This window comes from Acinetobacter sp. GW821-FHT09D10 (genome assembly GCF_059416285.1).
Map to the genome: position 1 here is coordinate 148,897 of NZ_JBWKOW010000007.1, position 23,171 is coordinate 172,067.

Below are 23,171 nucleotides of genomic sequence, written 5' to 3' on the forward strand. Positions count from 1 at the left end.
TAAGTTCGACCACTCTATATTGAGTGGTCGTTCTTTTTTGGCCGTTATAAAAACAAATAAGTGAGGAAAATACGATGAAGAAACCAGGTCGTTTTTTAGCACCAATTGTCATTGCCGGAATTACGGTAGGTTTTTTAGCGAGTGCTTATAAGTTTGTATTTAGTAAGTCAGAAAACTCGAAACAGACTACTTCCCAGCCGCAAGATTCACAGAACGCATCAAATAGTTCGAAAAACTCAAATTAGCTTATACGTATTGGGCAGCAGCATAGGCAGAAGACCAGGCCCACTGGAAGTTGTAGCCACCTAAATGGCCAGTTACATCGAGTACTTCGCCAACAAAAAACAATCCTTTCTGCTTTTTACTTTCCATAGTCTTGGAAGATACTTCTGTTGTATCTATTCCGCCTAAAGTAACCTCAGCGGTACGATATCCTTCTGTTCCAGATGGTTTAACTGCGAAGCCATGTAATTGCTCGGCAATATGATCTAGCTGTACATCACTGATATTACCAATCGCTGTTTCGCTCTGCTCCGACCATATGAGTTGTTGTAACTCTTGGATGATACTTTTGGCAGTAAACTCATTAAGAAGAGTACGTAATAAAACTTTAGGCTGTGTTTTCTTTTTATCTTTTAAATAAGTCGCTAAATCTTGGCTTGGGAAAAAGTCAATTTTAAAACTTTCTCCTGAATTCCAATAGTTCGAAAGCTGTAAAGAACTTGGTCCACTCAAACCACGATGAGTAAATAATAATGCTTCAGTAAAGCTATTTTTTGAGTTGCTTAACGTCACATCCAAAGCGTTACCACTTAAGCGTGTGGTAACTTCTTTAATATGATCTGAAAAAGTAAATGGAACTAAACCTGCACGAGTTGGGAAAACCTGATGTCCAAATTTTTGTGCCAGTTCATAGCCAAAACCAGAACCGCCTAATGTTGGAATCGATAAGCCCCCTGTCGCAATCACTAAGGAATCACAAGTGTAATGTCCTTGATTGGTGTTTAGTGAAAACCCAACTTTTTCTAAGGGGGTAATTTGTCCAACTTCGCAATGGGTTTGAATATCTACATTTTTAGTTTTATTACACTCACTCACCAGCATTTCTAAAATTTCTTTAGCGCCGTTTAGCGTAAATAATTGCCCGTGTTTACGCTCTTCATAGGCAATTTTATAATCACAGACCAAACCGATAAAGTCCCAGTTGCTATAACGTGACAGGGCAGAAATAACAAAGTGCGGATTATGAGAAATATAGTTATCAGGTTCGACATACAGATTGGTAAAGTTACACTTACCACCACCTGACATTAAAATCTTTTTACCAATTTTATTGGCTTTTTCTAAAATTAAAACCGAGCGCCCGCGTTTAGCAGCATGTGCAGCCAACATGAGTCCAGAAGCACCTGCACCTAAGACAATGACATCGACATGACTGTTAGACATAAGATATTCTCGATTAATCTTGAAAATTAAAAAGGGGCATATACTATCATGCCGACACTTGCTCATGCTAAAGACATTTATTGGTATGAGGAGCAATATCTCCTAAAAATTAATGAATCAGTAGCTTAGCTTGTTTCTTATATCAGCCTGTAAACCGCCAGAATGAATTGCCAGAATACGAGTTCCTTCAGAGAAGTAATTATTTTTGATAAGGTCAAACAGACCGAACATCATTTTTCCCGTATAGATCGGTTCAAGGGGTACAGCGTATTGCTCTTCAAAATTTTGGATAAATGCGAATAACTCAGGTGAGGTTTTAGCATAACCACCACAGCAGTAGACATCTGTCAGTGACCAATTCTGTTTTTTAGTCCACTGCATAATATCTTGTTGTAGAAAGTCGCCTTTTAATGCTGAAAATCCTAGAACCTTTTGATGTGGTGCACTTCGTTCAATCAGCCCTGAAATAGTCCCTCCAGTTCCGACGGCACAGCAAATTACATCATAGTTCTGTAAATCACTTTGACTGAGAATTTCCTGACAACCTTGTACGGCTAGCTCATTAGAACCGCCTTCAGGAATAATGAAAGTTTCAGGAAATTGGTTGTGTAATTGTTGAAGATAGTTTGCATCATCTTTCAAACGATATTCAGTGCGCGAGACAAAAAGTAAATGCATTCCTAAACTTTGAGCTTTTGCTAAAGTAGGGTTAAGAGGTTTGCCAGCTAACTCTTCCCCACGAATAATGCCTATACTTTTAAAGCCAAAAAGATGAGCTGCATACGCAGTTGCAGCAATGTGATTTGAATAAGCTCCACCAAAAGTCAAAACGCGTGATAATTCTTGTTGCTTTGCTGCAAGTAGATTGTATTTTAGTTTGAAAAATTTATTCCCCGAGATTTGAGGGTGAATTAGATCTAACCGCTTAATGTCGAGATGCAGGGGATAGGGTAGTTGAATATGTTGATAAGGAACGGATTGAGCAATGTGATCAAACATTAGAAATTGAGAAAATAATGATTGATCACATTGTAACTTTTTAAATAGAACTTTAAAAAGCTGTTTACGAGTTTGTATCGACAGAAGTAACTACTGACATACCTGGACGTAAATGTTCCATTCCTTTTTGATTTGGGTCTATGGTGATGCGCACAGCAATACGTTGAACAACTTTGGTAAAGTTACCTGTTGCATTGTCAGGTTTTAATACACTGAACTCAGAACCCGCTGCAGGAGAGATTTGCTCAACATGTCCTGTAAATTTTTTGTGTTTCATGGCATCGACTGTAAACCATGCCTTTTGTCCAATCCGCATATTGGCAATCTGGGTTTCTTTGAAATTGGCAATCACCCAAGTTTGCTGGGGAATGAGGTAGAGTAACTGCGACCCTGCTGCGACATATTGCCCAACACGAGGGTTTACTTCGCCAAGTTGACCGTCCATTGGGGCAACAATAACACTATAATCTTTGGTGGTTTGTGCTTGGTCTAACTGTGCTTTAGCGCTTGAAACTTGTGCTTCTAAGCCAGCTTCTGCGACTTGTGCTGTTTTAAGCGCTTCATTTGCAACTAACACATTCGCTTCCGCCTGTTTAAGGGCTGCAAGATTATTTTCTGCATCTGCCGCGGCTTTATCTTGCTCAGACTTAGAGGCTGCACCACTATTTCCTAACTGTTGATAGCGTCTAAGCTGTGCTAAAGAGAGTTCGTATTGAGCTTTTGCTTGATCCACTTTTGCTTGTGCAGCCACAATATCAGCTTGTTTCTGAGCAATCGATTGAGTTTGATTGGCCAAAGTATTTTTAGCTTGTTCAACCCCAGAAGCTGCTTGCGTTACTTTTTGATCATAAGTTGTGGCATCAATATGCATGAGCACTTGACCTTTTTTGACATGATCAAAGTCTTTAACTACTACATCTTTAACGTAGCCATTAATTTGTGAAGATAAAATTGTGGTTTTACCTTTGACATAACTATTGTCAGTTTGCTGAACACTGGTTGCAAACGGCCCGATTCTCCATGCCCATAAAATCACTAAAATACCGACAATAAGAACAAGCAACATCCACAATAAAGTAGAGCGTTTGGTCGGAATTAGTTTACTTGCAGGTGCAGGTGCAGGTGTTGGTGTTGGTGTTGGCTCGTTGGCAGGTGCCTGAGCAGGTGTTTGTTCTGGTTTGTGTTGATCATCTGACATATATCAATCTCAATTTCTATTTCATCAAATACGAAAGCCGTTAAGGACGGCTAATTCCTCTGCGTTGTAGATATTTACTACGTGCAATATTAAATCCACCCCATAAGAGTAGGGCGACGGCAAAAATACCGTTTAAAGCAATAACATCATTGTAGGCACGTACTTGGGCTTCACGAGTGACTACTTGATTAAGTGAGCGCATGGATTGAGCTGTTTGTAATGCTGGGTCAGTAGTGGTGATTGATGCACTGCGTTGATAGGTAGAGAGCCTTTGAGCGACTAGAGGGTCTGCTTGTTCTAAATCTTTAATGATCTCTGCCTGATAGTTCTGCGTACGATGTTGTTGATAGGTCGAGAAGAAAGAAGACCCTACAAGACCACCGAAAGTTTGGGTGGCAGAGAACAAGACGATGAAGGTCACTACATAAGAGGGACCTTTAGCAAGAGTTTGTGCAAAGCCAATAAGAAGTAATGGACCAATAAACAAACCACCAGCAAAGCCGACTAAAAACTGACTCGCAAAGAAGTTCACCGGTCGAACATCACTGGTTAAGTGATAATCTAGTCCACAGGCGACCAGAATCAAAAATTCTGCAAAAAGTAAGTGGAAGATAATTCGTTCGCGTGAAAAAGTAAGTGCACTAAAAAGTGTTCCGCTTAAAATTCCTATGAATATCACAACATAGAGTGGCACAAATTGATCAGGACCCATTCCCATTGTTTTTAAGAAGTTAACAGCAGCATAGCTTTGCTCTGACATTAAAAGTCGAATTGCAAAAGCACCAAAAATGAAACGTAGGGTCGAAGATGCCCCTAACCAACGTGTCATAATTAATGGATTGGCGCGATAGTGTTCGTAGAGTAAACCGAGCACAACTAAGCTAAAACCTACGATTAATATATAGGCAAGCCATTCGCTATTAAACCACCATAAAATTGGACCTTGCGTCAGTACGATACATAAACATGCAAAACCTGGAGCCAGTAAAGCAAAGGTGAAGAAATCTTGCTTCTCAAAAACATAAATTCTTAAGCTACGTGGTAACTTCAATGAAACGACCATCGCTAAACAACAAAGCGCTAAACCGAGCTCAAAGGTGTAAAGAACAGACCAACTGTCTGTACTAACAAGAAAAGGCGAAATAATCCAAGCTAACGGGACACCGAGTTGCTGAAAGCCGAAGGCAATATATATTCCTTTTGCCATGTCTGCTTTTTTAAAAGCTTGCATGGTGTAATACATACCTAAAGAGCTTAGTGGTGCACCCGCTAAACCAGCCACAACCCGAGCAAATAGTGCCATTTCATAGGTATGTACAAAAATATGTAAAACAAGAACCGCAATAAAAATAACGAGTCCTATTTCTGAAAATACTCTCAGGCCATATTGTTGTCTGGCTTTAAACAAAATTAGATTTGAGCTGACATTTGCCATGACATAGGCCGCAGGCAGCCAAGCAGCTTCGGAAGGTGTAAGGCCATATTCACCTTGGATTAAAGGTAAGTTTGCCGTAATAAAACCATTGCTTAAGCTTGCCGAAAGAGCGATAAATAAACCGATAAAAAAGTAAATAAACCGCTTAGGTACAGAGTGTGCAATCGCTGCTGGTGAACCAGGTAGAGTTGGTTGTTCTTCTGGCGTCCAGTCGGGTGGTGTTTCTAAATAACGAGGCGTTTTATTCATTCTTTCCCTCGAATTTTTGTATTTGAATACCATGAAATAGTAATTCAATTGCTCGTTTTGCTAAGCGAGTCTGTTCTTCTGGCTCATGTCCTTGAAATGAAGAACCCAACATTGCTGTGACCATTGCATAGTCATCGGCAGTTAGATCAGCTCGGCACAGTTTTTGTTCTATTGCATTTTCAATCAGTGGATTAAGTGCATTATTTCGCCGTTCATAGATTTTTAACATAATTGGGTCTTGTCGATCAATTACTCTCCAAAAATCTTGCAAAATTGCGAGCTTGGGAAGCTGCCCAATATGTCCTTCAATTAAACGAAATAAACCATCTTCGAATTGTTGAAAATGAGCTGCTTTTTGCTCTAGCTGTGTAATCGCACGTTCTAAAAGTGCGCTAATTAAAGCTTTGCGATCGCAAAAATTACGATAGAACGTTGCTCGTCCTACACCAGCATGGTCAATCACAACTTGTAAGGGGACATTGATGCCATGAATACGAAAACATTCTTCGGCTGCATTAAGTAATTCATCCCGATTATGGGCAGCAATTTTTTGACGTTTACTCATGTCATCGATTGGGGAGTCTTAAAGGTTATATATTTAACGGACATTTTTGTCCGTTGTGAAGAGATAAATTGTAAAAACATGAAAATTCACTTTTCATCATTTATATTTTCTGCATTTTTATATGCGTCATAAAAAGCTGCTAGAATACCGCGCAATTGCGTAATGCTAGGTCAATACAATGTTTGAGTCCCTTATTCCTCTTTTTTCAATTGCGATGGCATTGATGCTTGGAGCAATAAGCCCTGGGCCAAGCTTTATTTATGTGGCACAAAATTCAATTTCTAAATCACGTAAACATGGTTTGTTCACGGCTTTAGGAACGGGTACAGGTGCGGCTCTGTTTGGCTTATTAGCTGTTATGGGATTACAAGCGGTTTTATTGGCTGTACCTTCTGCTTATTTAATTTTAAAAATTGGTGGTGGGCTTTATTTACTTTGGCTAGCTTTTAAAATTATTAAGCATGCCAAAGAACCAATTGCAATGGAAAATGATGCCAAATCGAAAATGACCTATAAACAGGCATATCGATATGGTTTGATTACTCAGTTAAGTAATCCAAAAATCGCAGTTGTATTAGCAAGTGTATTTACTGCTTTACTGCCGAAAGAAATCCCAAATTATTACTACGTCGCATTGCCAGTGATTTGTTTTATGATCGATGCGGGATGGTATTCATGTGTTGCAATGCTGCTATCTTCAGAGAAGCCTAGAACAATGTACTTAAAGGCAAAAACTGGTGTTGACCGAGTTGCTGGAAGCATTGTTAGCCTATTGGGTTTAAAGCTAATTTTCTTCAAATGATAAGTCTTTAATTAAAATATCTAAAAAATCCAAAGCCAGCGATTTATAGTCTGGCTTTATTTTTGCGTAAAATATATACAAATTGAAATATCTTTTTTAGCACTTAAACATTTAAAAAGTGGTAACTTAATAAATAAAACAAAAAGAAATGAGGATCACGTTATGAAAAAACTAATGGTGAGCATTTCTGTAGTTTTTCTCATCTTAACTACAGGATGCGAGATGAGAACGATGAGTAAGCAACCTCCAGCAAATGAGCGGACCATGAGTATTGTTGGCACTCCAGTTCATGAAAAGGATTATAAAATTTCCGATATCCAAGCGAATAATCATGAGCAATCCAACTATTAAGTTACTTGCAGGATGTGCGACTTACTGTATTTTGAGTATGGTCAATGCATGTGAACCTGCATCTTTAGATTGGGAGCTTTTTCAGGGAAAATATGATTTAAATCATGATGGAATGTACAGCCTAAAAGAATTTCAACGTGTTGAGGATTTTTATCCTTATAACTGGCCCAGCGATAAACGTTTTCAAGGCGAAAACAAGCATATAGAGTTATTTCATTATTTAGATGAAAATAAGAATGGCTATTTAACAAATGAGGAGTTAGGAAACATACATGTTTTATTTAATAACCCTTGTGAAGGGTGGCCGTGGTCGTAATTTAAATTCACTTATTTATGTTCCTTTAGAACCCGGATTTTAAAAATAAAAAAAGCTTCCAATTTAGGAAGCTTTTTTTATGAAGGCAGATTAAGAAACTTTATCGCCTGGTTTTGCACCGCTATCTGGAGAAATAATGAAAATACCTTCACCATTTCCAGCAGCAAGTACCATTCCGTTTGAAATACCAAAACGCATTTTACGTGGTGCAAGGTTAGCAACCATAACGACCAGTTTGCCTTTTAAATCTTCTGGAGCGTATTGGCTACGAATACCACTGAATACGTTACGTGTTTCAGCTTCACCAACGTCTAAAGTAAGTTGAAGTAATTTATCTGAACCTTCAACAGTGCCTGCTTCAACGACCTGAGAAACACGTAAGTCAACCTTTAAGAAATCTTCAATACCAATGATTTCTGCTTCACCAACTGCTGGAACAGGAGCCGCTTTTTTCTCGGCAGCTTTGTCCTTTTTCGCCGCTGCTTTAGTTGCTTCTGGAGCAGGAGTACCTAAAGACTCTTTAGATGCATCCACCATTGCTGCAACAGCTTTTGGATCAACACGTTGCATAAGCGGTTGGAACTGTGCAATCTCATGGGTTACAAGAATTTGTTTACGTGACTCGAAATTGAAGCTCTCAAGTTTTAAGAAACCTTGAACTTGCTCAGCCAAAGTTGGAAGAACTGGAGCTAAGTACACAGCTAATTGACGGAACAAGTTGATACCAACTGAGCACACATCAAGAACTTGTTGTTCTTGACCTTCTTGTTTAGCAAGTGCCCATGGCTTTTTCTCGTCAATATATTGGTTTGCACGATCAGCAAGCGCCATAATTTCACGAATAGCCATTGAGAATTCACGTGCTTCATATGCGCTAGCGATTGAATCACCTGCATCAATAAAACTTTGTACCAATTCAAGTTCTGCGCATTCAACAGATAAAGTATTGTTAAAGTTACTGTTGATAAATTTAGCGCAACGGCTAGCAATATTGACGACTTTACCGACTAAGTCAGAATTTACTTTTTGAATAAAATCATCAAGATTTAAATCAGAGTCTTCAACTTTATCTGAAAGTTTAGATGCAAAGTAGTAACGTAAATATTCTGGATTTAAATGCTGTAAATAAGTCTCTGCTTTAATAAAAGTACCACGAGACTTAGACATCTTTTGTCCGTTCACCGTCAAGAAACCATTCACAAATAAGCCTGTTGGAGTGCGATAGTTTGCACCATCCAACATTGCAGGCCAGAACAATGCATGGAAATAAACAATATCTTTACCAATGAAATGGTAAACATCGTTTTGACTGTCTTTTTTCCAGAAATCATCAAAACTTAAATCTGGGCGTTTAGTTTTGATGTAATTTTCAAAACTCGACATATAACCGATTGGTGCATCTACCCAAACATAGAAGTATTTATTTGGCGCATCAGGAATTTCAAAACCAAAATAAGGTGCATCACGGGAAATATCCCAATCGGTTAAACCCGACTCAAACCATTCATCTAGCTTGTTGGCAATCGAAACAGGTAATCGACCTTCATCACGGGTCCATTTCTGTAAATACTCAGCAAAGTTCGGTAGTTTAAAGAAATAATGATCTGAAGATTTTTCAACTGGTGTTGCACCACTTAAGGTTGAACGTGGGTTAAGTAGTTCAGTTGCATTATAGGTCGTACCACAAACTTCACATGAGTCGCCGTATTGGTCTTCTGACTTACATTTCGGGCATGTGCCTTTAATGAAACGGTCAGACAAGAACATGCCTTTTTCTGGGTCAAATAATTGAGTTACAGGGCGAACTGCAATATTTCCAGCTTCACGGTTTTTAATATAGATATCTGTTGAGCGGGCTTTGTTCGCATCGCTATGAGTTGAATCGTAATGATCGAAATGTACGCCAAAACCGTCAAAATCACGGATGTGTTCTTTTTGAACATTCGCAATTTGCTCTTCTGGGCTAATACCATTTGCTTCGGCACGTAGCATAATTGCTGTACCGTGAGCATCATCCGCACATACATAAGTCACATCATGACCCATTGCTCGCATGGCACGAACCCAGATATCTGCCTGGATGTAACCGAGTAAATGACCCATATGAATTGGACCATTAGCATAAGGGAGGGCATTAGTGACTAAAATTTTACGCACGGATTTCATTCTCTCATTCGTATTTATAAGGTGGAAGATTTTAACTGATGCAGGGAGATAAGCAAAGATTAATAATCTTTGGCTTGGTGCAAGAGGTTTCTATAAAAATGGGTTTCGGTCAGAGAGCGTTTCTCTTTAGAACAGATAAACAAATCAAAAAATATTTGAATCTTCCTGTATTGTCTTTGTTTCAAATTGCAGTTACGGTCAGAAAATAAGCCATAACGATGTATAACTAATAACTTATTCAGGTAATTTTTTAATTAACTACGAGGATAACAACGATGACTACTGAAAATAAATTAGATGAGTTAAAAGCAAAAGCGGCAGATGCAAAAGTACAAGGTGAAAAAGCTTTGGAAGATTTAAAGGAAAACGTAAAAGCTAAAGAAGCTGCTGGTAAAGAAGCTGTTGAAGATAAAGTAGATGAGTTAAAGGCCAAAGTGGCAGATGCAAAAGTTCAAGGTGAAAAAGCTTTGGATGATTTAAAGGAAAATGTAAAAGAGAAACAAGCTGCTGGTAAAGAGGCAGTTGAAGATAAAGCAAATGATTTGAAAGGCAAACTTGAGGATGCTCAGCATACCTTGCAAGATAAGTTCGATCATTTACGTACGGAAGCAGGTCATAAACTTGATGATGCCAAAGCCAAAGCAGTAGAGTTAAAAGATGAGGCTGCAACAAAATTTGATGAGTTAAAAACGCAAGCAACGGCGAAATTTGATGAGTTGAAGAAAACAGCAACAGATAAGTTAAATAAATTGAAGCACCATGATTCTGATGAATAAGTTTATTTAAACTAAAATCTGCACTCCTTACCTAAAAGATGGAAGCTTGAAAATTAGCAATTCTTCATCCTTAGGTGAGCGAGTGCGGATCAATACTGTTACACTATCTCCATTAAGCTGTAATGATCTGTTTTTGGAGTAAACAATATGTCTTGGCTTTCTTCATTAAAGTCTGTTTTTTCACCCGCACAAGAAGTGAAAGAAGATGAAATCCAAACGGTACTCCAAAATTATTTACTACCGCATTCAAAAGATGCTTTAAAAGAGCGCATTAGTCAGCTTCAAGTTCAAGGTCGAGTATTACAACTCACCATTAATACATTTCCTGATGAAAAAGAGCACTTGCAGCAAATTCATGATGATTTGGCTGGAGCTTTGGAAAAGTGTGGTATTGAAGAACTAAACCTGCATGTGGTTCAGCAAAAGCGCCCTGCACAAGAAAGTTCGAACTTACCTCCTGTACTTGATGCTTCACCTAAAGCAGAACCAGATCCGAATAATCCGCCTATCCAAAAAGCAGCTCCGCAACAAAGAGATGTTCCACTTCATCCTCGCATTAAGCATGTTATTTTAGTTTCGTCAGGTAAGGGTGGTGTTGGTAAATCGACAACTACTGTCAATTTAGCACTTGCCTTGCAAAAAATGGGGCTTAAAGTTGGAGTGTTGGATGCCGATATCTATGGCCCAAGTATTCCGACTATGCTGGGAAATGCTGGCAAAACTCCTCTTATTGAAAGTGAAAATTTTGTGCCTTTAGATGCTTATGGCATGGCGGTGTTATCGATTGGACATTTAACTGGTGATAACAACACACCTGTTGCATGGCGTGGGCCAAAGGCAACGGGTGCTTTAATGCAATTATTTAATCAAACTCTTTGGCCTGATTTAGATGTATTGATGATTGATATGCCACCTGGTACTGGAGATATTCAACTCACGCTTGCACAGCGTATCCCAGTTACTGGTTCAATCATTGTGACTACGCCACAAAATGTTGCCTTATTAGATGCTACTAAAGGTATCGAATTATTTAATAAAGTTGGAATTCCTGTATTAGGCGTCGTTGAAAATATGTCGACCCATATTTGCTCTAACTGTGGTCATGAGGAGCAAATTTTTGGTATTGGCGGTGGTGACAAGCTCTCTGAACAGTACCATATTCCATTATTAGGTCGCTTGCCTCTAAATGCTCAGATCCGTGAGCATGCTGATCAGGGCAAACCTAGTGTTGTAGCAATGGATGATGCGGCTGATAGTTACATTGATATTGCTAAAGCGATGTGGGAGCAGATTGAAAAAATTCCTCAACGTACACGTGATGACAAACGTATCTTCTGATTTATTTAAACCCGACTTCAAGTCGGGTTTTTTATTATCTGGTTAAAATAAAAAATTAAACCACTGAATCTTAATAACAAAGCTAAACTTGAAATTGGCATATAGATTGCTACTTTACACTTTTTAAAAAGAAAGGGTAAAAAATGCAATTTAAATGTGCTTTTGGCGTAATCAGTTTATGTAGCGCTTTATTTTTAGTCGGATGCAATAATGACGACTCTTCTGTTTCACAAACACCAACAGTTCAGGAGCAAAAACAGAAATTACAGCCGATTATTATTCAGGGTGCTTTGCCAGTAGAATCAGAGCACATGGCTTCTAAATTAGAGAATGTAACAGTTGAGACTATAGGGCAAAGCTGGACATTCTGGAAAGGTACATATAACGGCTATCCAATGATTATCTCTAAAACCCGTATGGGTATGAGTAACTCAGCTGCGGCAACTGCTTTAGCCATTGAACGTTATAAACCGATAGCAATTATTAATCAGGGAACATCAGGTGGGCATGACCCAGATCTACACGTTTACGATATTGTCTTAGGAAAATACGCAACCAATATTGGGGCATTTAGAACTCCTAAACAACCATTAGGTGGTGGTTCAAATTCACTCACATGGGTTGAGGCTTTTGATGTTTTGCCAACAGACGAGTCTGACCCAGAACCTATTGCAATTCGTAAATTTGAAGGTGACCAAGAGTTATTAATGGCGGCACATAAAGTCCGTTATGACAAAGGCGAAGTGGTCGAAGGAACGATTGGCTCAGCAGACGTTTGGAATAATGAGCTTGATCGTATTCAATTCTTCCATCAACGTTATGGCACTTCAGTCGAGGAAATGGAAGCAGCATCTGTTGCGCAAATTGCAAGCCAGTTTAATGTTCCTTTTTTAGGAATTCGAATCTTATCTAATAATATTACGAATAATGGAGCTTATGACCCAGGTACAGGAGAGGCTTGCCAAGAGTATGTACTCAATGTAGCTGAAGAGTATATGAAATCAAAACTACCAAAATAATAATTTAAAACTAAGTAAGAAGATCGGAGTCTTTATAAAACTTCTTCTTCTTGCTTTTTATGGCGATGTCTATTTTTCCAGTTTTTAATAACCATCCAACGCCAGAAAATTTCTGTAGATAGATATAAAATGACAGCAAATACGAAAGCTTCTACAACAAGACCTGTCATCAAAATTTTCGCAAGACTAAAATCAATGTGCCCATGGCCGAAATGAGTAATCCAGCGGGAAATCTGGTGCAATACACCTAGCAGCATTTCTTTGTTAATCATATGCACATGAAAAATATGCGCACCAAACCAAAACCCAATATATAGAATAGGAACTAAAGTAAGAGGATTACTTAGCCAAGCTAGCATTAAGCTAATGGGTAGATTTACTTCAAATAGTAAGACTGCCATCACAATAAATACACTGTGAAAAGGGATAGGCAGTAAACCAAAAAAGGTTCCAACAAAAACAGCTCGGGTAATTGATTTTCGATTGACATACCAAAGCACTGGATTCAGGGTCTTTTTACCAAAAATCCTTAGAAATTTCATATTTGAAACTTTCTCGGGTGAGGGAAGCCAAGATTGAAAAAAGTGCTTTGCCATAATCATTAAGGTAGTAGAGCTCGGTGCTCTAAATAAAAAAATCAGAAACAATATATGAATTGAAACTTATTAAAAGCTTAAAATTTAAACTTACCATCACTATATATTTTTTATTATAAAGGCTTTTGATGGAAAAATAGACTTAAAATAAAAATACTTATGTTATTTAAGTACGAAATTATTTGAAAAGCATAACAACTGACCGTAAAGTTTTCTTTATCGTTTTTTATGGTAATTTTATAAGTATATGTTTTTAATGTTTTTATTTGAAAATTAAAAGTGATCTAAAAAATTTTGTCTTACAATTAGCTTTTGCCATGTGACAGGATATCTATTAATCTGAGATGACTATATTATGAGGTCATTCAATGATTTCATGGCTTTTTATTGGCTTAGTAGCCACAATTTTACTTACACCTGGTCCGACTAACACTTTACTCGCTTCTTCAGGCGTGCAAGTAGGACTACGGAAGTCAGTAAAACTTATTCCGGCAGAAGTTTTGGGTTACGTGATCTCTATTTCTGCATGGGGAATGCTGATTGGGAAAGTGTCCACCACATTGCCATTGCTGCCGCCTATTCTTAAGCTGTTGAGTGCTTGCTATATTATTTTCTTAGCCATTAAGTTATGGCATACGGCAAATCAGGCAATTGAATTAAATCAGCCTACGATCCGTACTCGTGAATTATTTTGTGCAACTTTATTGAATCCTAAAGCCTTGCTCTTTGCTTCGGCAATTTTTCCGGTAGCTGCGTGGAGTGATTTTCACATTTATTTGATTCATATGATGGCTTACTTAGCGCTTATTACGCCAATTGCCTTATTCTGGATTTTCTTGGGATCACTTTTAGCTTCCAAGAAAGTTGCATGGCTAAATCAGACGAATTTACAAAAAACAGCTTCACTCGTTTTAGTCAGTTTTTCAATTCCTATTAGCTATTCTGCTTTACTGAGCCTTTAAAGGTACCGCTGAGCTATTCTTATTTGTTTGAGTAGCTTTGCGTTGTTTTCATAATTGCTTTTTTAAGTTAAAGTACGTCGAAATCAATGAAATTACCTTTTGGATAGAAAATACATGGCTATTAAGTCTGATCGTTGGATTCGCGAGATGAGCGAAAAACACGGCATGATTGAACCTTATGCAGAGAATCAAGTCCGTTTTGATGAAAATGGTGAAAAGTTGATCTCATACGGGGTCTCTAGCTATGGTTATGATGTACGCTGTGCTCGTGAATTCAAGGTTTTTACTAACGTACATTCTGCAATTGTCGACCCAAAGAATTTTGATGACAAAAGTTTTATCGATATTGAGTCTGATGTTTGTATTATTCCGCCAAACTCATTTGCTCTAGCGCGTACGATTGAATATTTCCGTATTCCTCGTAATGTGTTGACAGTATGCTTAGGCAAGTCGACTTATGCTCGTTGCGGTATCATTGTGAATGTGACTCCGTTAGAACCTGAATGGGAAGGTCACGTAACTTTAGAATTTTCAAACACCACTAATTTACCTGCACGTATTTATGCAGGGGAAGGTGTAGCACAAATGCTATTCTTTGAAAGTGATGAAGTCTGTGAAACATCTTATAAAGACCGTGGTGGTAAATACCAAGGTCAAACAGGCGTTACACTTCCTAAAACATAATTTTTCTTAGATAAAGAAGAGTTTTAAAATAATGGGTCGCTCAGGCGGCCCAATTTTATGAATAAAATTTACGTAAGGTGCGTTTATCGGAATAGTGATAAATGACAGTTTCCTTTTGTAAAAAATAATATAATATGATCAATAATTGATTTGTTTTTTTGTTCTGCATCACAGAATTTAAAAGCAAATGTATCGGATATAGGTTTTCTTTTTAGTAGTAATTGTTTAGATATCTACTAAATTTAGGTAAACCAAATAAAAAGAAATTAAACAGGATTATGCCCCCACGGATACGGAGGTCGGCCATGCGACAGTTTACGTCTATTCGAGTAGCACTCTTAACTCTCGGAAGCTTATGCTTTTCTTCAGCTTATGCTGCTTCTACATTAGTGCCTATGTCAGATGCTGAACTATCTGCGACTCGCGGGCAAGCCTTAATGGGTATGTCTTATATTGCGCCTACAGATTCTGCAAGCAACTCTAGCTCAAACGGAAATATGGGGTTTTATCGACTTGCATTAGATGCTCAATTAGAAATTAATGCCAATATTAGAAGACTACAGTTAGGTTGCGGTGGTGTAAATGGTGCGGGTGCCTGTGACATTGATATCGATTATCTGAGCTTAAGTGGTGGTACGGTAGATAGTACTAGTACTGAACGTGCCTCTTCCTCCGCTATTATTACCAATCCATTTTTAGAATTCGCTGTTAAAAATCCAGATTCAGCTTCTACTCGTGAGATTCAAGGTTTTAGATTGAGTGCTAAGTCACTTTCTGGCTTACTTACTTTTGGCTTGGAAAATGGTGACGCGCCTAGTGGCATTAATTCATTAAGTGGATATATGGTAACTAAACCAACCGGGGGAACAGTTACTACTAACCCTTACTATGGCATTACCCAAGATGAGACAGGAACAGCAATTACAGGACGGGCAGAATTTATAGGTAGCATAGCAACACTTCCGTTTACATCTAGTGCCTATAATCTAAATTTAGGTGCAGGTAGCGGAACATTATCATTGGGGCAGCAGATAATTACAGGTAAGCGTATTAATACAGCTAATTTAAATGCGACTGCAAGGGTGGGAGGGATTGCAGTTACAGGAACTTTAGATGCAACTGCTTCAGTGCTAGGTATTCCAGTTCCGATTTCGGGCGATGTAACCGGAACAGTAAATAATTTAGATGTAAATGTAGCAATTAAACAAAGTCTGGGTTATTTCCATGCTGCACAATTAAATGGATCTGCTGGTTACCTCTCTGTGCAGGGTGTAAATATTCTGTGGCCTGAGGCGGCCTCAACGGCACAAACAGGATGGTGGTTGGAGCTCACAAATCCAATTGATATTGGACAAATTACTCCTACGGGGAATGTTGATATTGCTTTAGCTACAATTACTGATGCCTTGGGACAAGTTAGTTCTTATTTAGAAAGTCATCCTGTTAAATGTGGGGCATTAGCAATAAACTGTTTGGCGGGTAATCTTCCTATTGGAACTGTTGATTTAACAGGGAAAACGCCAGCTTCTATGGCCTTAACAAATGTAGTATTACAAAAGCAAAGCTTTTCAGCTAACTGTTATGGTTCTTTAAAATACTGTTAATTGAGTTAAATCCATTTGTTATATTTCATTCATCGGAAAAGTTGTTTTTTACTTATTTAATTTTGCATTTGTGTAAATATTCAGCATAATAGAAATGTGGAAAGGTTGGCAATTTTAATGTTTGCCACTTGCAAGATGAAAAGGAAATTATTCTATCTTGCTCTAAGGACTGTTAAAGAAAAAGAAATATGGTGCACGGCATCGTATAAAACAGGAAGGTCACGATGACTACACTTAATTATACGGTAAGTTTTCAAAAAACCGTTTTAGCAAGTTTAATTGGTCTTTTATTAAGCCAGTATAGTTTTGCTCTTGAAGAACTTTCTGATGCTGGTTTAAGTGAAACTACAGGCGAAGGTATTGCAATATTACCCCAAAATGCCTTTATGGTGTTCCGTGGTGCAGGGCCTAATGAATCTGTAAATCAAATTATTACCGATAGAAGTAAAGATACAGGTTACATTAATTATGTGCCTGTTGGACCTTTGAGTGTTGCTGCAGCTGATACCAGTGGTAATGGTAGTGTTGGCCCAGAAGACCGCGCAGTAGGTAAAGCGGATATCTTTCTTTATGGTTTAGCACTATCTAAGTCGGATGGTGATGCAAATTCGCGTATTGCTAATACCTCAGCCGCAGCAGCGATTTCGAATTGGGGCACAGGAGCCAATCCATGGATATTCAAAGTACAAACTGCTACCAATGTCCCTAATTTTAGTACAACAGATAGTTCTGTTTATCCAGTAACATATTTATCTTTAGAAGCGCCTCTATATCAACCAACAATTGATGGTGCAGAAGGAGCTGATGCATATAATTTAAAACTAGGTCTATGGGCAGATGCATTTGTACGAAATCCAAATGTTGTCGCTACAACGAATGGCTCTCCAGCCCAATTTCAATATGGTAATAGCAATGGATTAATTGGAACAAGTATTGATGCAACTCGTGCTAACAGATTGCGATTACAAGGTATTTTAAATGGCTTTAGTTTAAATGGCAGCCAAATCAATTTGTTTCAGACCTTAGGAGGCGCCACGTCTGCTGGTGGGATGAGCCCTTTTTATAACAATACTTTAGGAATGTCTGGACTAGTCCGTCTTAACACGGGGGATAGTAAAAATACCAGTATTGTCACTGAAAATATTACAGGGCAGACACAGACATATGCAACAAGCACTAATAATGGTTGGCAAACGGTACATGCAGGTGCAAACTCAACTTTAAGTACGAGTAGTACTGGAGATTGTGGTAATAGTGGAACGGGAAGTTTCAGTACCTCGCGTGGATGTCGTTACTATGTAGAAAATCGAACTAGAACAGATATAAAAACATCGAATAAAACACGTATTGCATTTAATGATACAAGTAAGGTATTACGTTTTAGTACTCGAGAAACTTCAGATTCACCAAATGCTTCAAATAATTTATATACACCAGCATTTGATTCTGCAGGTGCTGTAGCACCGAAATTCGCTGATAGTGAAGGTTTATACCTTTACAATCCTAATATAAACCTCGTATTAGGTAATTTATATCAGCCCCTTATTTTAGGTTCCGACGGTAAAAACTTTAGTATTGAAATCGCGCGGATAGCAAATAAACCTGAAATATATAAACAGATTTATACAGATTATACTGGTGCTGACACGACTTACAAAGGTTCTACTTGTAACGTTTATTCGTGCGTTAACCCTACTCATAGTAGTATTGCAATTGGTACCGTATATAGTCCTGACAATGGAAAAACATTGTTAGCAAATACAGGTGAAGGAGCAATTGGGGTTTCCTTTGGGCGTTTAATTTCAACTGGAACACAAGTTTCTGGAACTTCAGCTGGGAGTTTGGTGTCACTGACTAATTCAGTATCTGGTACCACATCGGCGACAATGACAGAAGTTCGTTATAAGCAAAGACAGCAAAATACACAGGTATGGAACCAAACATATAGCTGCGGATTGTTTAATTCAAACTGTGGTTATAAGACCGCTGGTTATTTATATCAGTGGGAATATAACAAAGGTACAGGTGCTTGGGTTATTACAAATCCAACAGCTAAACCAGCCGATGCAGCAACTTGTTCTGGTGCATTAGGGTGTACGAGTACATCAGGCTCCACACCAATGTATGGAGCAACCTCCAATCGTGATTGGAGCAATGCTGCTATTCCATGGCTAACTTCAAGAAATGCCGTAGTTAATGATTTAATTGGTAGTAGTAATGGCACAACTGGCTATGTGATTCCAACTGCCAATCAAGCTCCAGCATTGTCCAACATTAGTCCTTTAAATAACTTGGGTTCTGCTTCAATTGATGGTGTATTAATCCAGCATCTGAAACTGACAACTAAAGGCTTATAAGAGGAGGATAATGATATGAAAAAATTAAGTACTTTGATCCTCGCTCTTTTTGCAACGGTTACTCACGCAGAGCTGCAAACTTTAGATAATGAAGCTTTGCAGGCGATTAATGGACAGGCCGGTGCTGATTTATCTTTGATGCTCAATTTAAACCAGACCAGTAATGGTATTTTTGACAATGGTATTGGTGGGGCCTGCGAGAACGTAGAGTTCTGCCATATTGGTTTGGCAATTAACAAGCGTTTTGTACAAGCAGATGCGAGTAAGCCAAGCGGTTGGGCTGAAAATAGCGATAGTGGTAATAAACTTTGGCTAGTATTTAAAGGCGTACAAGGAACTTTGAATATTCAAAAAATGGGTTTAGATGGTGCTGATTTAAAATATCTGGATAAAAACAATACAGAAATTATTAAGCCTGCCATTCAGCTGAGTTTTAGTGCAGCGCAGCCAATTTTAATTCGTAATTTTGGTTTCAATGCTTTATCGATTGAACAAGATAACTTTACGAGCTCAACAACAACGCAAGGGTCGAGTGCAAATATGTATGATTATGCATATTTCAAAAAACCGACATATGCGGCGACTGCCAATAGTGGGGCACAGCAAGTTGCAACTGCAACTCCATCGGCCTATGACTATGGACGTGAAACTGGTTTTATGGGCTTAATGATGAACGGAAACTTGGCTATTCAAGGAAAAGTCATGGTCTTTAGCTGTGATGGTAGCCATCCTCGTTGTTAAGGGTTAATGTAGATTTCAAAGGAACTGAAGTGATGAAAAAAAATAAAGAAAATCACAGCTCAAAGTTTATTTTAAATACATTAACAACCAGCATGTTGTTAGTGAGTGGACAAATTTATGCTTTAGAAGCTTTAACAGATGCTGATTTGAGTGCCGTCAATGGACAAGATGGGATCTCGATTCAAACTACATTTAACGAAATTAATATTGATAATGCATATTGGGATGACCACGCAGGTACGCCTAGCAGTGCTGATCAGGTATTAAGAGCTCAAGCAAGTGGTGTAAAAGTCCAAAAAAGTAATGCATCTAGTCAACCTTTAAGTACTAACTACCGTTTAGATGTGGGGAGTAATCCAACCACAGGTAAAACTGGACTCGACTTTTCTATGCAAAGTAGTCCATCACTTATTACTGTAAATAGTTTTAAAGTATGTAATAACTCTGCTACTTGCTCACCGACAATGGGGCAGCTGGCTATTCAAACTACTTCTCCTCTAAATTTGGCGCTTACAACCCAAGATGGTCTATTTAATGCAAATAGTCAGTCAAGCATGACGCTTGGTATTAATAATGCCAATATTTATCTAGGGCAAGTGGATGCTCGCAGCCAGTTAAACCAGCTAATTTTAAGAAATTTTAACTTTAATTTTGTTGGTAAAGGAGCAATGTTAATTGACCCAACTCGTGGCTTAGTTTTACAGACAAATACTGGAACTAACGTTGCTGGTGTAGGACAAACTCCGAATAGTACCTATGGCTATGTTGATTTTAACCGTGTAGCAGATTCAGCTTCTGGTTTAACTGCTGGTACGTATGTTGACAGTAGTGGCAAAGTAACCAATTCAGGCCTGAATATTGAGGTGATGCTCAGCTCTAATGTCGATAAGACTAACCCTTATGCTTTAGATGCAACCAATAGTCCACAAAATGCGAAAGGTTTGATTCGTTTAGGTGCTAGCGGACGTATGGTAAATAGTTATTTACAAGTCCGTGGTATGGATGGTACATCAGATACAACAATATTAGGTGCGGCAAATACCGCTTCTGGTACCAGTTCAAGTAATAGTATTTTAGGTAATTCGGGAATTGCTTTTCGCATGAAAGGTGAGTTCACTAAAGATAATGATTCAATGCTAGGTGCAGATGGCAAAGCAACCACTTTAGAAATTGGTGGAGCAGGTCTTAATGCTTACGGTTTTGAATTTGGTAATTTAACAGGTCTTAACTCAGCGACACGCGGTTATTTCGATAGCGGAAATATTTATCTAAATCTTGCAGATACAAAAACCTTATTAATGCCAAACAATGCAACCTTAAATGGAATTCGTTTAGGATCGGGTACTTTAACAACGGCTGCTGATTATCAACATAATATTCACCGTGATACGGTTACTAATCCGTTTAGCTTAATTCTTGCGATGCGTGGAGCAGAGTTTCAAGCATTTTCAAGACGCGGTCGCTTTACAACAAGTGCGAATGTCGCTCCTGCAAATCAGTTTGCAGACAATGGGGCAAACAACCAGTGGGGCTTGGCATTACCTTTCTATAACTTAAATGCTAATGCTGCTGTATATGGTTTAGACGCGCCAGCAAATAGTGCCTATTACTATACAAAAGATGCAAATGGTAAGCCTGTTCAGAATGTTGTTGCTGCATCTGGAACGACTTCTCGTTTAGGTTTTGGGATTGCTGCTGGAACGACAGGACGTGATGCGACTGGAACCAAAACAACCTCAATTTTATTAATTGATGGTTCTCCAAATGCCAATAATGCAGGTAGTCCTACCGATTATTACATGGGGTTACGTAATATCGATATGTTCCTCAAAGGCAATGGAAGCATTGGCTTAGAAAATGGCAGTCTTAATGTTAGTTTAAAAGAGATGCTCCTTGCTTTATCAACTGAAATTGCAGCAGGTTATTTACCAGGAGCTAAATATAAAACTTGTCCAGCTACTGGTTCCTGTACTTCACCTATTGATAACTTTGCCAGAAATAATGATGTCTTATTTGGTCTAAAACTGCGTTTAGGCGGAGATCTTAACTTATCGATCGTGCCAAATAGTTCAATTGCAGATGGTAGTGCTCTAACTGTACTGGGCGATTTCACCATGCCTGCCACAGCAACTGGAAATACGGTTCAAATTAGTGATCCGATCGATGGTTCTGCAATTGGTTTTGATAATATTACTGGAAAGCTTGCGTTTAATACTGCTTTAGTTGTTGGTAAAGACAGTGCAAGTGGTTTAGGTAAAGTTGGCGTAAATACGGCGGTTTATTTTAATCCAGATAAGAGTATTGACGGAGCATTACGTGTTAAAGATATTAACTTCTATCCTCCATCAACTGGTGCAGGTGCACGTTTAGGTGAGCTTGCGATTACTGGTGGACGTTTAAATAGTAGCTTTAGTATTGTGCCTAGAAATGGTGCTTTTAACTAACCAAAAAAGTGGCAGTCATTGCCACTTTTTATAAAAAATTTATTTTGAATGTGATTGGATTTGCATTCGTCGGGTTATAGGGATAATTGCTTTGTGCTTGAATATTATTCTGATAGTCTGAACAAATAATAAGCGTTTGTCTCTTAAGGATTAGAGCGACATGAAGAATAAAAATATAGGGTGCTGGTTGTTACTTGCCAGTAGTTCAAGTGTTTTTGCAATGCAGCCTTTGGATGATCAAAGTCTTGCAGCGACGACAGGCCAAAATGGCTTAACACTAGGTATTCAAGCCGATAAAGTTCAATTTAATCAAGTCGCCCTGATTGATACAAACGGTATAGCCTCAACTTCGTATAATAGTAAGGCTGGCTTTGTTATTGCAGGGAATTCTACTAATCCAGTTCCTGGCATAGAGTTTATTAAAGCTGCGGTATCTAGTAATCCTTCTTTTAATATCGTAATGGATACTGATGCGGGTGGTGGAAACCCTTTTTTAAATTTAGCTGTGTCTATGGGCAATGATGTAAACGGTATTCGACTTTTACCTTTTTCAGTTTATTTAGCCCCAAGTGCATCTTTATCTAGTCCATCCGATTATGCATTAACGAGTTATGCGCCAAAATCAATTTTTAGTTCGGGAACGACAGTAAATACGGGTGTAAAAGAAATCATTCGTTCTACTGGGAATCTAGATATTAACTTTGTACAAACCAATAAACCTCGTTTAAATATCCAGCTTGGTCATGCGGCTCAATCCGTTATGGTTAAATTTGGAGGGGCAATTCAATCTATTTGTTCTGCTGCTGCGGGTTGTCCAATTACTTTAGTGTCCGATAATACGGGTGCTACATTTGGATTTAAATTTGCAGGCACAAATACCTCAACAGGTTTTGTGCTTGATGGTTTCTATGCAGGTGTTGATCCAACTGGATTAACTTTTGGTAATAACGGCGTGTCGAGTAAGTTCGATGCTTCACTTAACAATGTCACTTTAGGAAATATGGGTACTCAAAATACAACAACGTTTAATAACTTGCCTAATGGTTCTATGGGGAGTTTTGGTGTCACTGGCGTTTCTGTAACTGACTTTAAAATGAAAGTAAGTGGCTTTTAAAAAAGAATA

The 23,171-nt window shown here is 38.4% G+C and carries 21 protein-coding genes; 14 read left to right on the forward strand and 7 right to left on the reverse strand.

Annotated elements, in window-relative coordinates; translation table 11 throughout:
- Window positions 1-74 precede the first annotated feature (74 nt).
- A complete protein-coding gene (locus AC07M3_RS15485) occupies window positions 75-245 on the forward strand; it encodes a hypothetical protein (protein ID WP_003653446.1) in 171 nt (56 codons plus the stop codon).
- Window position 246: 1 nt separating this feature from the next.
- Here the strand turns inward: AC07M3_RS15485 and AC07M3_RS15490 are convergent, their stop codons facing one another.
- The 5 genes from AC07M3_RS15490 to AC07M3_RS15510 all read right to left on the reverse strand — a co-directional run bounded on the left by AC07M3_RS15490 (window position 247) and on the right by AC07M3_RS15510 (window position 5,892).
- Window positions 247-1,446, reverse strand: a complete 1,200-nt coding sequence (locus tag AC07M3_RS15490) for a BaiN/RdsA family NAD(P)/FAD-dependent oxidoreductase (protein WP_494567701.1) — start codon at window positions 1,444-1,446, stop codon at window positions 247-249.
- Between the two features lie 117 nt (window positions 1,447-1,563).
- A complete protein-coding gene (locus AC07M3_RS15495; RefSeq protein WP_494567702.1) occupies window positions 1,564-2,445 on the reverse strand; it encodes a 1-aminocyclopropane-1-carboxylate deaminase/D-cysteine desulfhydrase in 882 nt (293 codons plus the stop codon).
- 64 nt (window positions 2,446-2,509) lie between these two features.
- A complete protein-coding gene (locus AC07M3_RS15500; protein ID WP_494567703.1) occupies window positions 2,510-3,643 on the reverse strand; it encodes an HlyD family secretion protein in 1,134 nt (377 codons plus the stop codon).
- A 40-nt stretch (window positions 3,644-3,683) separates the two neighbouring features.
- Window positions 3,684-5,327: an MFS transporter gene (locus AC07M3_RS15505; RefSeq protein ID WP_494567704.1), complete on the reverse strand. Its 1,644-nt coding sequence runs from the start codon at window positions 5,325-5,327 to the stop codon at window positions 3,684-3,686.
- Entirely contained in the window at window positions 5,320-5,892 is a 573-nt protein-coding gene (locus tag AC07M3_RS15510; protein ID WP_307012929.1) for a TetR/AcrR family transcriptional regulator, read from the reverse strand. The genes AC07M3_RS15505 and AC07M3_RS15510 overlap by 8 nt, the downstream gene beginning before the upstream one ends.
- A gap of 178 nt (window positions 5,893-6,070) precedes the next feature.
- Between AC07M3_RS15510 and AC07M3_RS15515 the strand changes: the two genes are divergently transcribed.
- From AC07M3_RS15515 to AC07M3_RS15525, 3 genes are all read left to right on the forward strand, one after another.
- Window positions 6,071-6,694 carry a LysE family translocator gene (locus AC07M3_RS15515; RefSeq protein WP_004641496.1) on the forward strand — a complete coding sequence of 208 codons (624 nt, stop codon included), beginning with the start codon at window positions 6,071-6,073 and terminating at the stop codon, window positions 6,692-6,694.
- Window positions 6,695-6,856: 162 nt separating this feature from the next.
- The gene (locus tag AC07M3_RS15520; RefSeq protein WP_003653431.1) at window positions 6,857-7,045 is read left to right on the forward strand and encodes an NF038215 family lipoprotein; all 189 of its coding nucleotides are present in this window, start codon (window positions 6,857-6,859) and stop codon (window positions 7,043-7,045) included.
- Window positions 7,026-7,361 carry an EF-hand domain-containing protein gene (locus AC07M3_RS15525; protein WP_092709312.1) on the forward strand — a complete coding sequence of 112 codons (336 nt, stop codon included), beginning with the start codon at window positions 7,026-7,028 and terminating at the stop codon, window positions 7,359-7,361. The genes AC07M3_RS15520 and AC07M3_RS15525 overlap by 20 nt, the downstream gene beginning before the upstream one ends.
- Window positions 7,362-7,451: 90 nt before the next feature.
- Here the strand turns inward: AC07M3_RS15525 and metG are convergent, their stop codons facing one another.
- Window positions 7,452-9,518 carry a methionine--tRNA ligase gene (gene metG, locus AC07M3_RS15530; RefSeq protein WP_494567734.1) on the reverse strand — a complete coding sequence of 689 codons (2,067 nt, stop codon included), beginning with the start codon at window positions 9,516-9,518 and terminating at the stop codon, window positions 7,452-7,454.
- Window positions 9,519-9,802: 284 nt separating this feature from the next.
- On the opposite strand from metG, the gene AC07M3_RS15535 reads away from it, so the two are divergent.
- The 3 genes from AC07M3_RS15535 to AC07M3_RS15545 all read left to right on the forward strand — a co-directional run bounded on the left by AC07M3_RS15535 (window position 9,803) and on the right by AC07M3_RS15545 (window position 12,660).
- On the forward strand, window positions 9,803-10,303 hold the full coding sequence (locus AC07M3_RS15535; protein WP_311076654.1) for a hypothetical protein: 501 nt from the start codon (window positions 9,803-9,805) through the stop codon (window positions 10,301-10,303).
- Between the two features lie 147 nt (window positions 10,304-10,450).
- On the forward strand, window positions 10,451-11,641 hold the full coding sequence (apbC, locus tag AC07M3_RS15540; protein ID WP_005048722.1) for an iron-sulfur cluster carrier protein ApbC: 1,191 nt from the start codon (window positions 10,451-10,453) through the stop codon (window positions 11,639-11,641).
- A gap of 143 nt (window positions 11,642-11,784) precedes the next feature.
- Window positions 11,785-12,660, forward strand: coding sequence for a 5'-methylthioadenosine/S-adenosylhomocysteine nucleosidase (locus AC07M3_RS15545; protein WP_307012935.1), 876 nt, complete (start codon window positions 11,785-11,787; stop codon window positions 12,658-12,660).
- 32 nt (window positions 12,661-12,692) lie between these two features.
- Here AC07M3_RS15545 and AC07M3_RS15550 read toward each other — a convergent pair whose 3' ends face one another.
- Window positions 12,693-13,262 (reverse strand): DUF2062 domain-containing protein, encoded by a 570-nt coding sequence (locus AC07M3_RS15550; RefSeq protein ID WP_092709306.1) that lies wholly within the window; start codon window positions 13,260-13,262, stop codon window positions 12,693-12,695.
- 362 nt (window positions 13,263-13,624) lie between these two features.
- Between AC07M3_RS15550 and AC07M3_RS15555 the strand changes: the two genes are divergently transcribed.
- From AC07M3_RS15555 to AC07M3_RS15585, 7 genes are all read left to right on the forward strand, one after another.
- Window positions 13,625-14,218 carry a LysE family translocator gene (locus tag AC07M3_RS15555; RefSeq protein WP_307012937.1) on the forward strand — a complete coding sequence of 198 codons (594 nt, stop codon included), beginning with the start codon at window positions 13,625-13,627 and terminating at the stop codon, window positions 14,216-14,218.
- A gap of 114 nt (window positions 14,219-14,332) precedes the next feature.
- Window positions 14,333-14,902 carry a dCTP deaminase gene (gene dcd / locus AC07M3_RS15560; RefSeq protein WP_003653416.1) on the forward strand — a complete coding sequence of 190 codons (570 nt, stop codon included), beginning with the start codon at window positions 14,333-14,335 and terminating at the stop codon, window positions 14,900-14,902.
- A gap of 305 nt (window positions 14,903-15,207) precedes the next feature.
- Entirely contained in the window at window positions 15,208-16,506 is a 1,299-nt protein-coding gene (locus AC07M3_RS15565; RefSeq protein WP_307012950.1) for a type 2 periplasmic-binding domain-containing protein, read from the forward strand.
- Between the two features lie 224 nt (window positions 16,507-16,730).
- Window positions 16,731-18,863 (forward strand): hypothetical protein, encoded by a 2,133-nt coding sequence (locus tag AC07M3_RS15570; protein WP_307012952.1) that lies wholly within the window; start codon window positions 16,731-16,733, stop codon window positions 18,861-18,863.
- 15 nt (window positions 18,864-18,878) lie between these two features.
- Complete coding sequence (locus AC07M3_RS15575; protein WP_307012954.1) at window positions 18,879-19,604, forward strand: DUF6160 family protein; 726 nt, start codon at window positions 18,879-18,881, stop codon at window positions 19,602-19,604.
- Between the two features lie 32 nt (window positions 19,605-19,636).
- A complete protein-coding gene (locus tag AC07M3_RS15580; protein WP_307012956.1) occupies window positions 19,637-22,048 on the forward strand; it encodes a DUF6160 family protein in 2,412 nt (803 codons plus the stop codon).
- Between the two features lie 160 nt (window positions 22,049-22,208).
- Window positions 22,209-23,162: a DUF6160 family protein gene (locus AC07M3_RS15585; RefSeq protein ID WP_307012958.1), complete on the forward strand. Its 954-nt coding sequence runs from the start codon at window positions 22,209-22,211 to the stop codon at window positions 23,160-23,162.
- The last annotated feature ends 9 nt before the right edge of the window (window positions 23,163-23,171 follow it).

What these genes read in the sequence shown, in the direction of transcription:
- apbC (WP_005048722.1), top strand. Translation starts at nt 10,451, where the DNA reads ATGTCTTGGCTTTCTTCATTAAAGTCTGTTTTTTCACCCGCACAAGAA.
- AC07M3_RS15565 (WP_307012950.1), top strand. Translation starts at nt 15,208, where the DNA reads ATGCGACAGTTTACGTCTATTCGAGTAGCACTCTTAACTCTCGGAAGC.
- AC07M3_RS15545 (WP_307012935.1), top strand. Translation starts at nt 11,785, where the DNA reads ATGCAATTTAAATGTGCTTTTGGCGTAATCAGTTTATGTAGCGCTTTA.
- AC07M3_RS15555 (WP_307012937.1), top strand. Translation starts at nt 13,625, where the DNA reads ATGATTTCATGGCTTTTTATTGGCTTAGTAGCCACAATTTTACTTACA.
- dcd (WP_003653416.1), top strand. Translation starts at nt 14,333, where the DNA reads ATGGCTATTAAGTCTGATCGTTGGATTCGCGAGATGAGCGAAAAACAC.
- AC07M3_RS15550 (WP_092709306.1), bottom strand. Translation starts at nt 13,262, where the DNA reads ATGATTATGGCAAAGCACTTTTTTCAATCTTGGCTTCCCTCACCCGAG.
- AC07M3_RS15580 (WP_307012956.1), top strand. Translation starts at nt 19,637, where the DNA reads ATGAAAAAAAATAAAGAAAATCACAGCTCAAAGTTTATTTTAAATACA.
- AC07M3_RS15490 (WP_494567701.1), bottom strand. Translation starts at nt 1,446, where the DNA reads ATGTCTAACAGTCATGTCGATGTCATTGTCTTAGGTGCAGGTGCTTCT.
- AC07M3_RS15485 (WP_003653446.1), top strand. Translation starts at nt 75, where the DNA reads ATGAAGAAACCAGGTCGTTTTTTAGCACCAATTGTCATTGCCGGAATT.
- AC07M3_RS15505 (WP_494567704.1), bottom strand. Translation starts at nt 5,327, where the DNA reads ATGAATAAAACGCCTCGTTATTTAGAAACACCACCCGACTGGACGCCA.
- AC07M3_RS15570 (WP_307012952.1), top strand. Translation starts at nt 16,731, where the DNA reads ATGACTACACTTAATTATACGGTAAGTTTTCAAAAAACCGTTTTAGCA.
- AC07M3_RS15525 (WP_092709312.1), top strand. Translation starts at nt 7,026, where the DNA reads ATGAGCAATCCAACTATTAAGTTACTTGCAGGATGTGCGACTTACTGT.
- AC07M3_RS15520 (WP_003653431.1), top strand. Translation starts at nt 6,857, where the DNA reads ATGAAAAAACTAATGGTGAGCATTTCTGTAGTTTTTCTCATCTTAACT.
- AC07M3_RS15495 (WP_494567702.1), bottom strand. Translation starts at nt 2,445, where the DNA reads ATGTTTGATCACATTGCTCAATCCGTTCCTTATCAACATATTCAACTA.
- AC07M3_RS15585 (WP_307012958.1), top strand. Translation starts at nt 22,209, where the DNA reads ATGAAGAATAAAAATATAGGGTGCTGGTTGTTACTTGCCAGTAGTTCA.
- AC07M3_RS15535 (WP_311076654.1), top strand. Translation starts at nt 9,803, where the DNA reads ATGACTACTGAAAATAAATTAGATGAGTTAAAAGCAAAAGCGGCAGAT.
- AC07M3_RS15515 (WP_004641496.1), top strand. Translation starts at nt 6,071, where the DNA reads ATGTTTGAGTCCCTTATTCCTCTTTTTTCAATTGCGATGGCATTGATG.
- AC07M3_RS15510 (WP_307012929.1), bottom strand. Translation starts at nt 5,892, where the DNA reads ATGAGTAAACGTCAAAAAATTGCTGCCCATAATCGGGATGAATTACTT.
- AC07M3_RS15575 (WP_307012954.1), top strand. Translation starts at nt 18,879, where the DNA reads ATGAAAAAATTAAGTACTTTGATCCTCGCTCTTTTTGCAACGGTTACT.
- AC07M3_RS15500 (WP_494567703.1), bottom strand. Translation starts at nt 3,643, where the DNA reads ATGTCAGATGATCAACACAAACCAGAACAAACACCTGCTCAGGCACCT.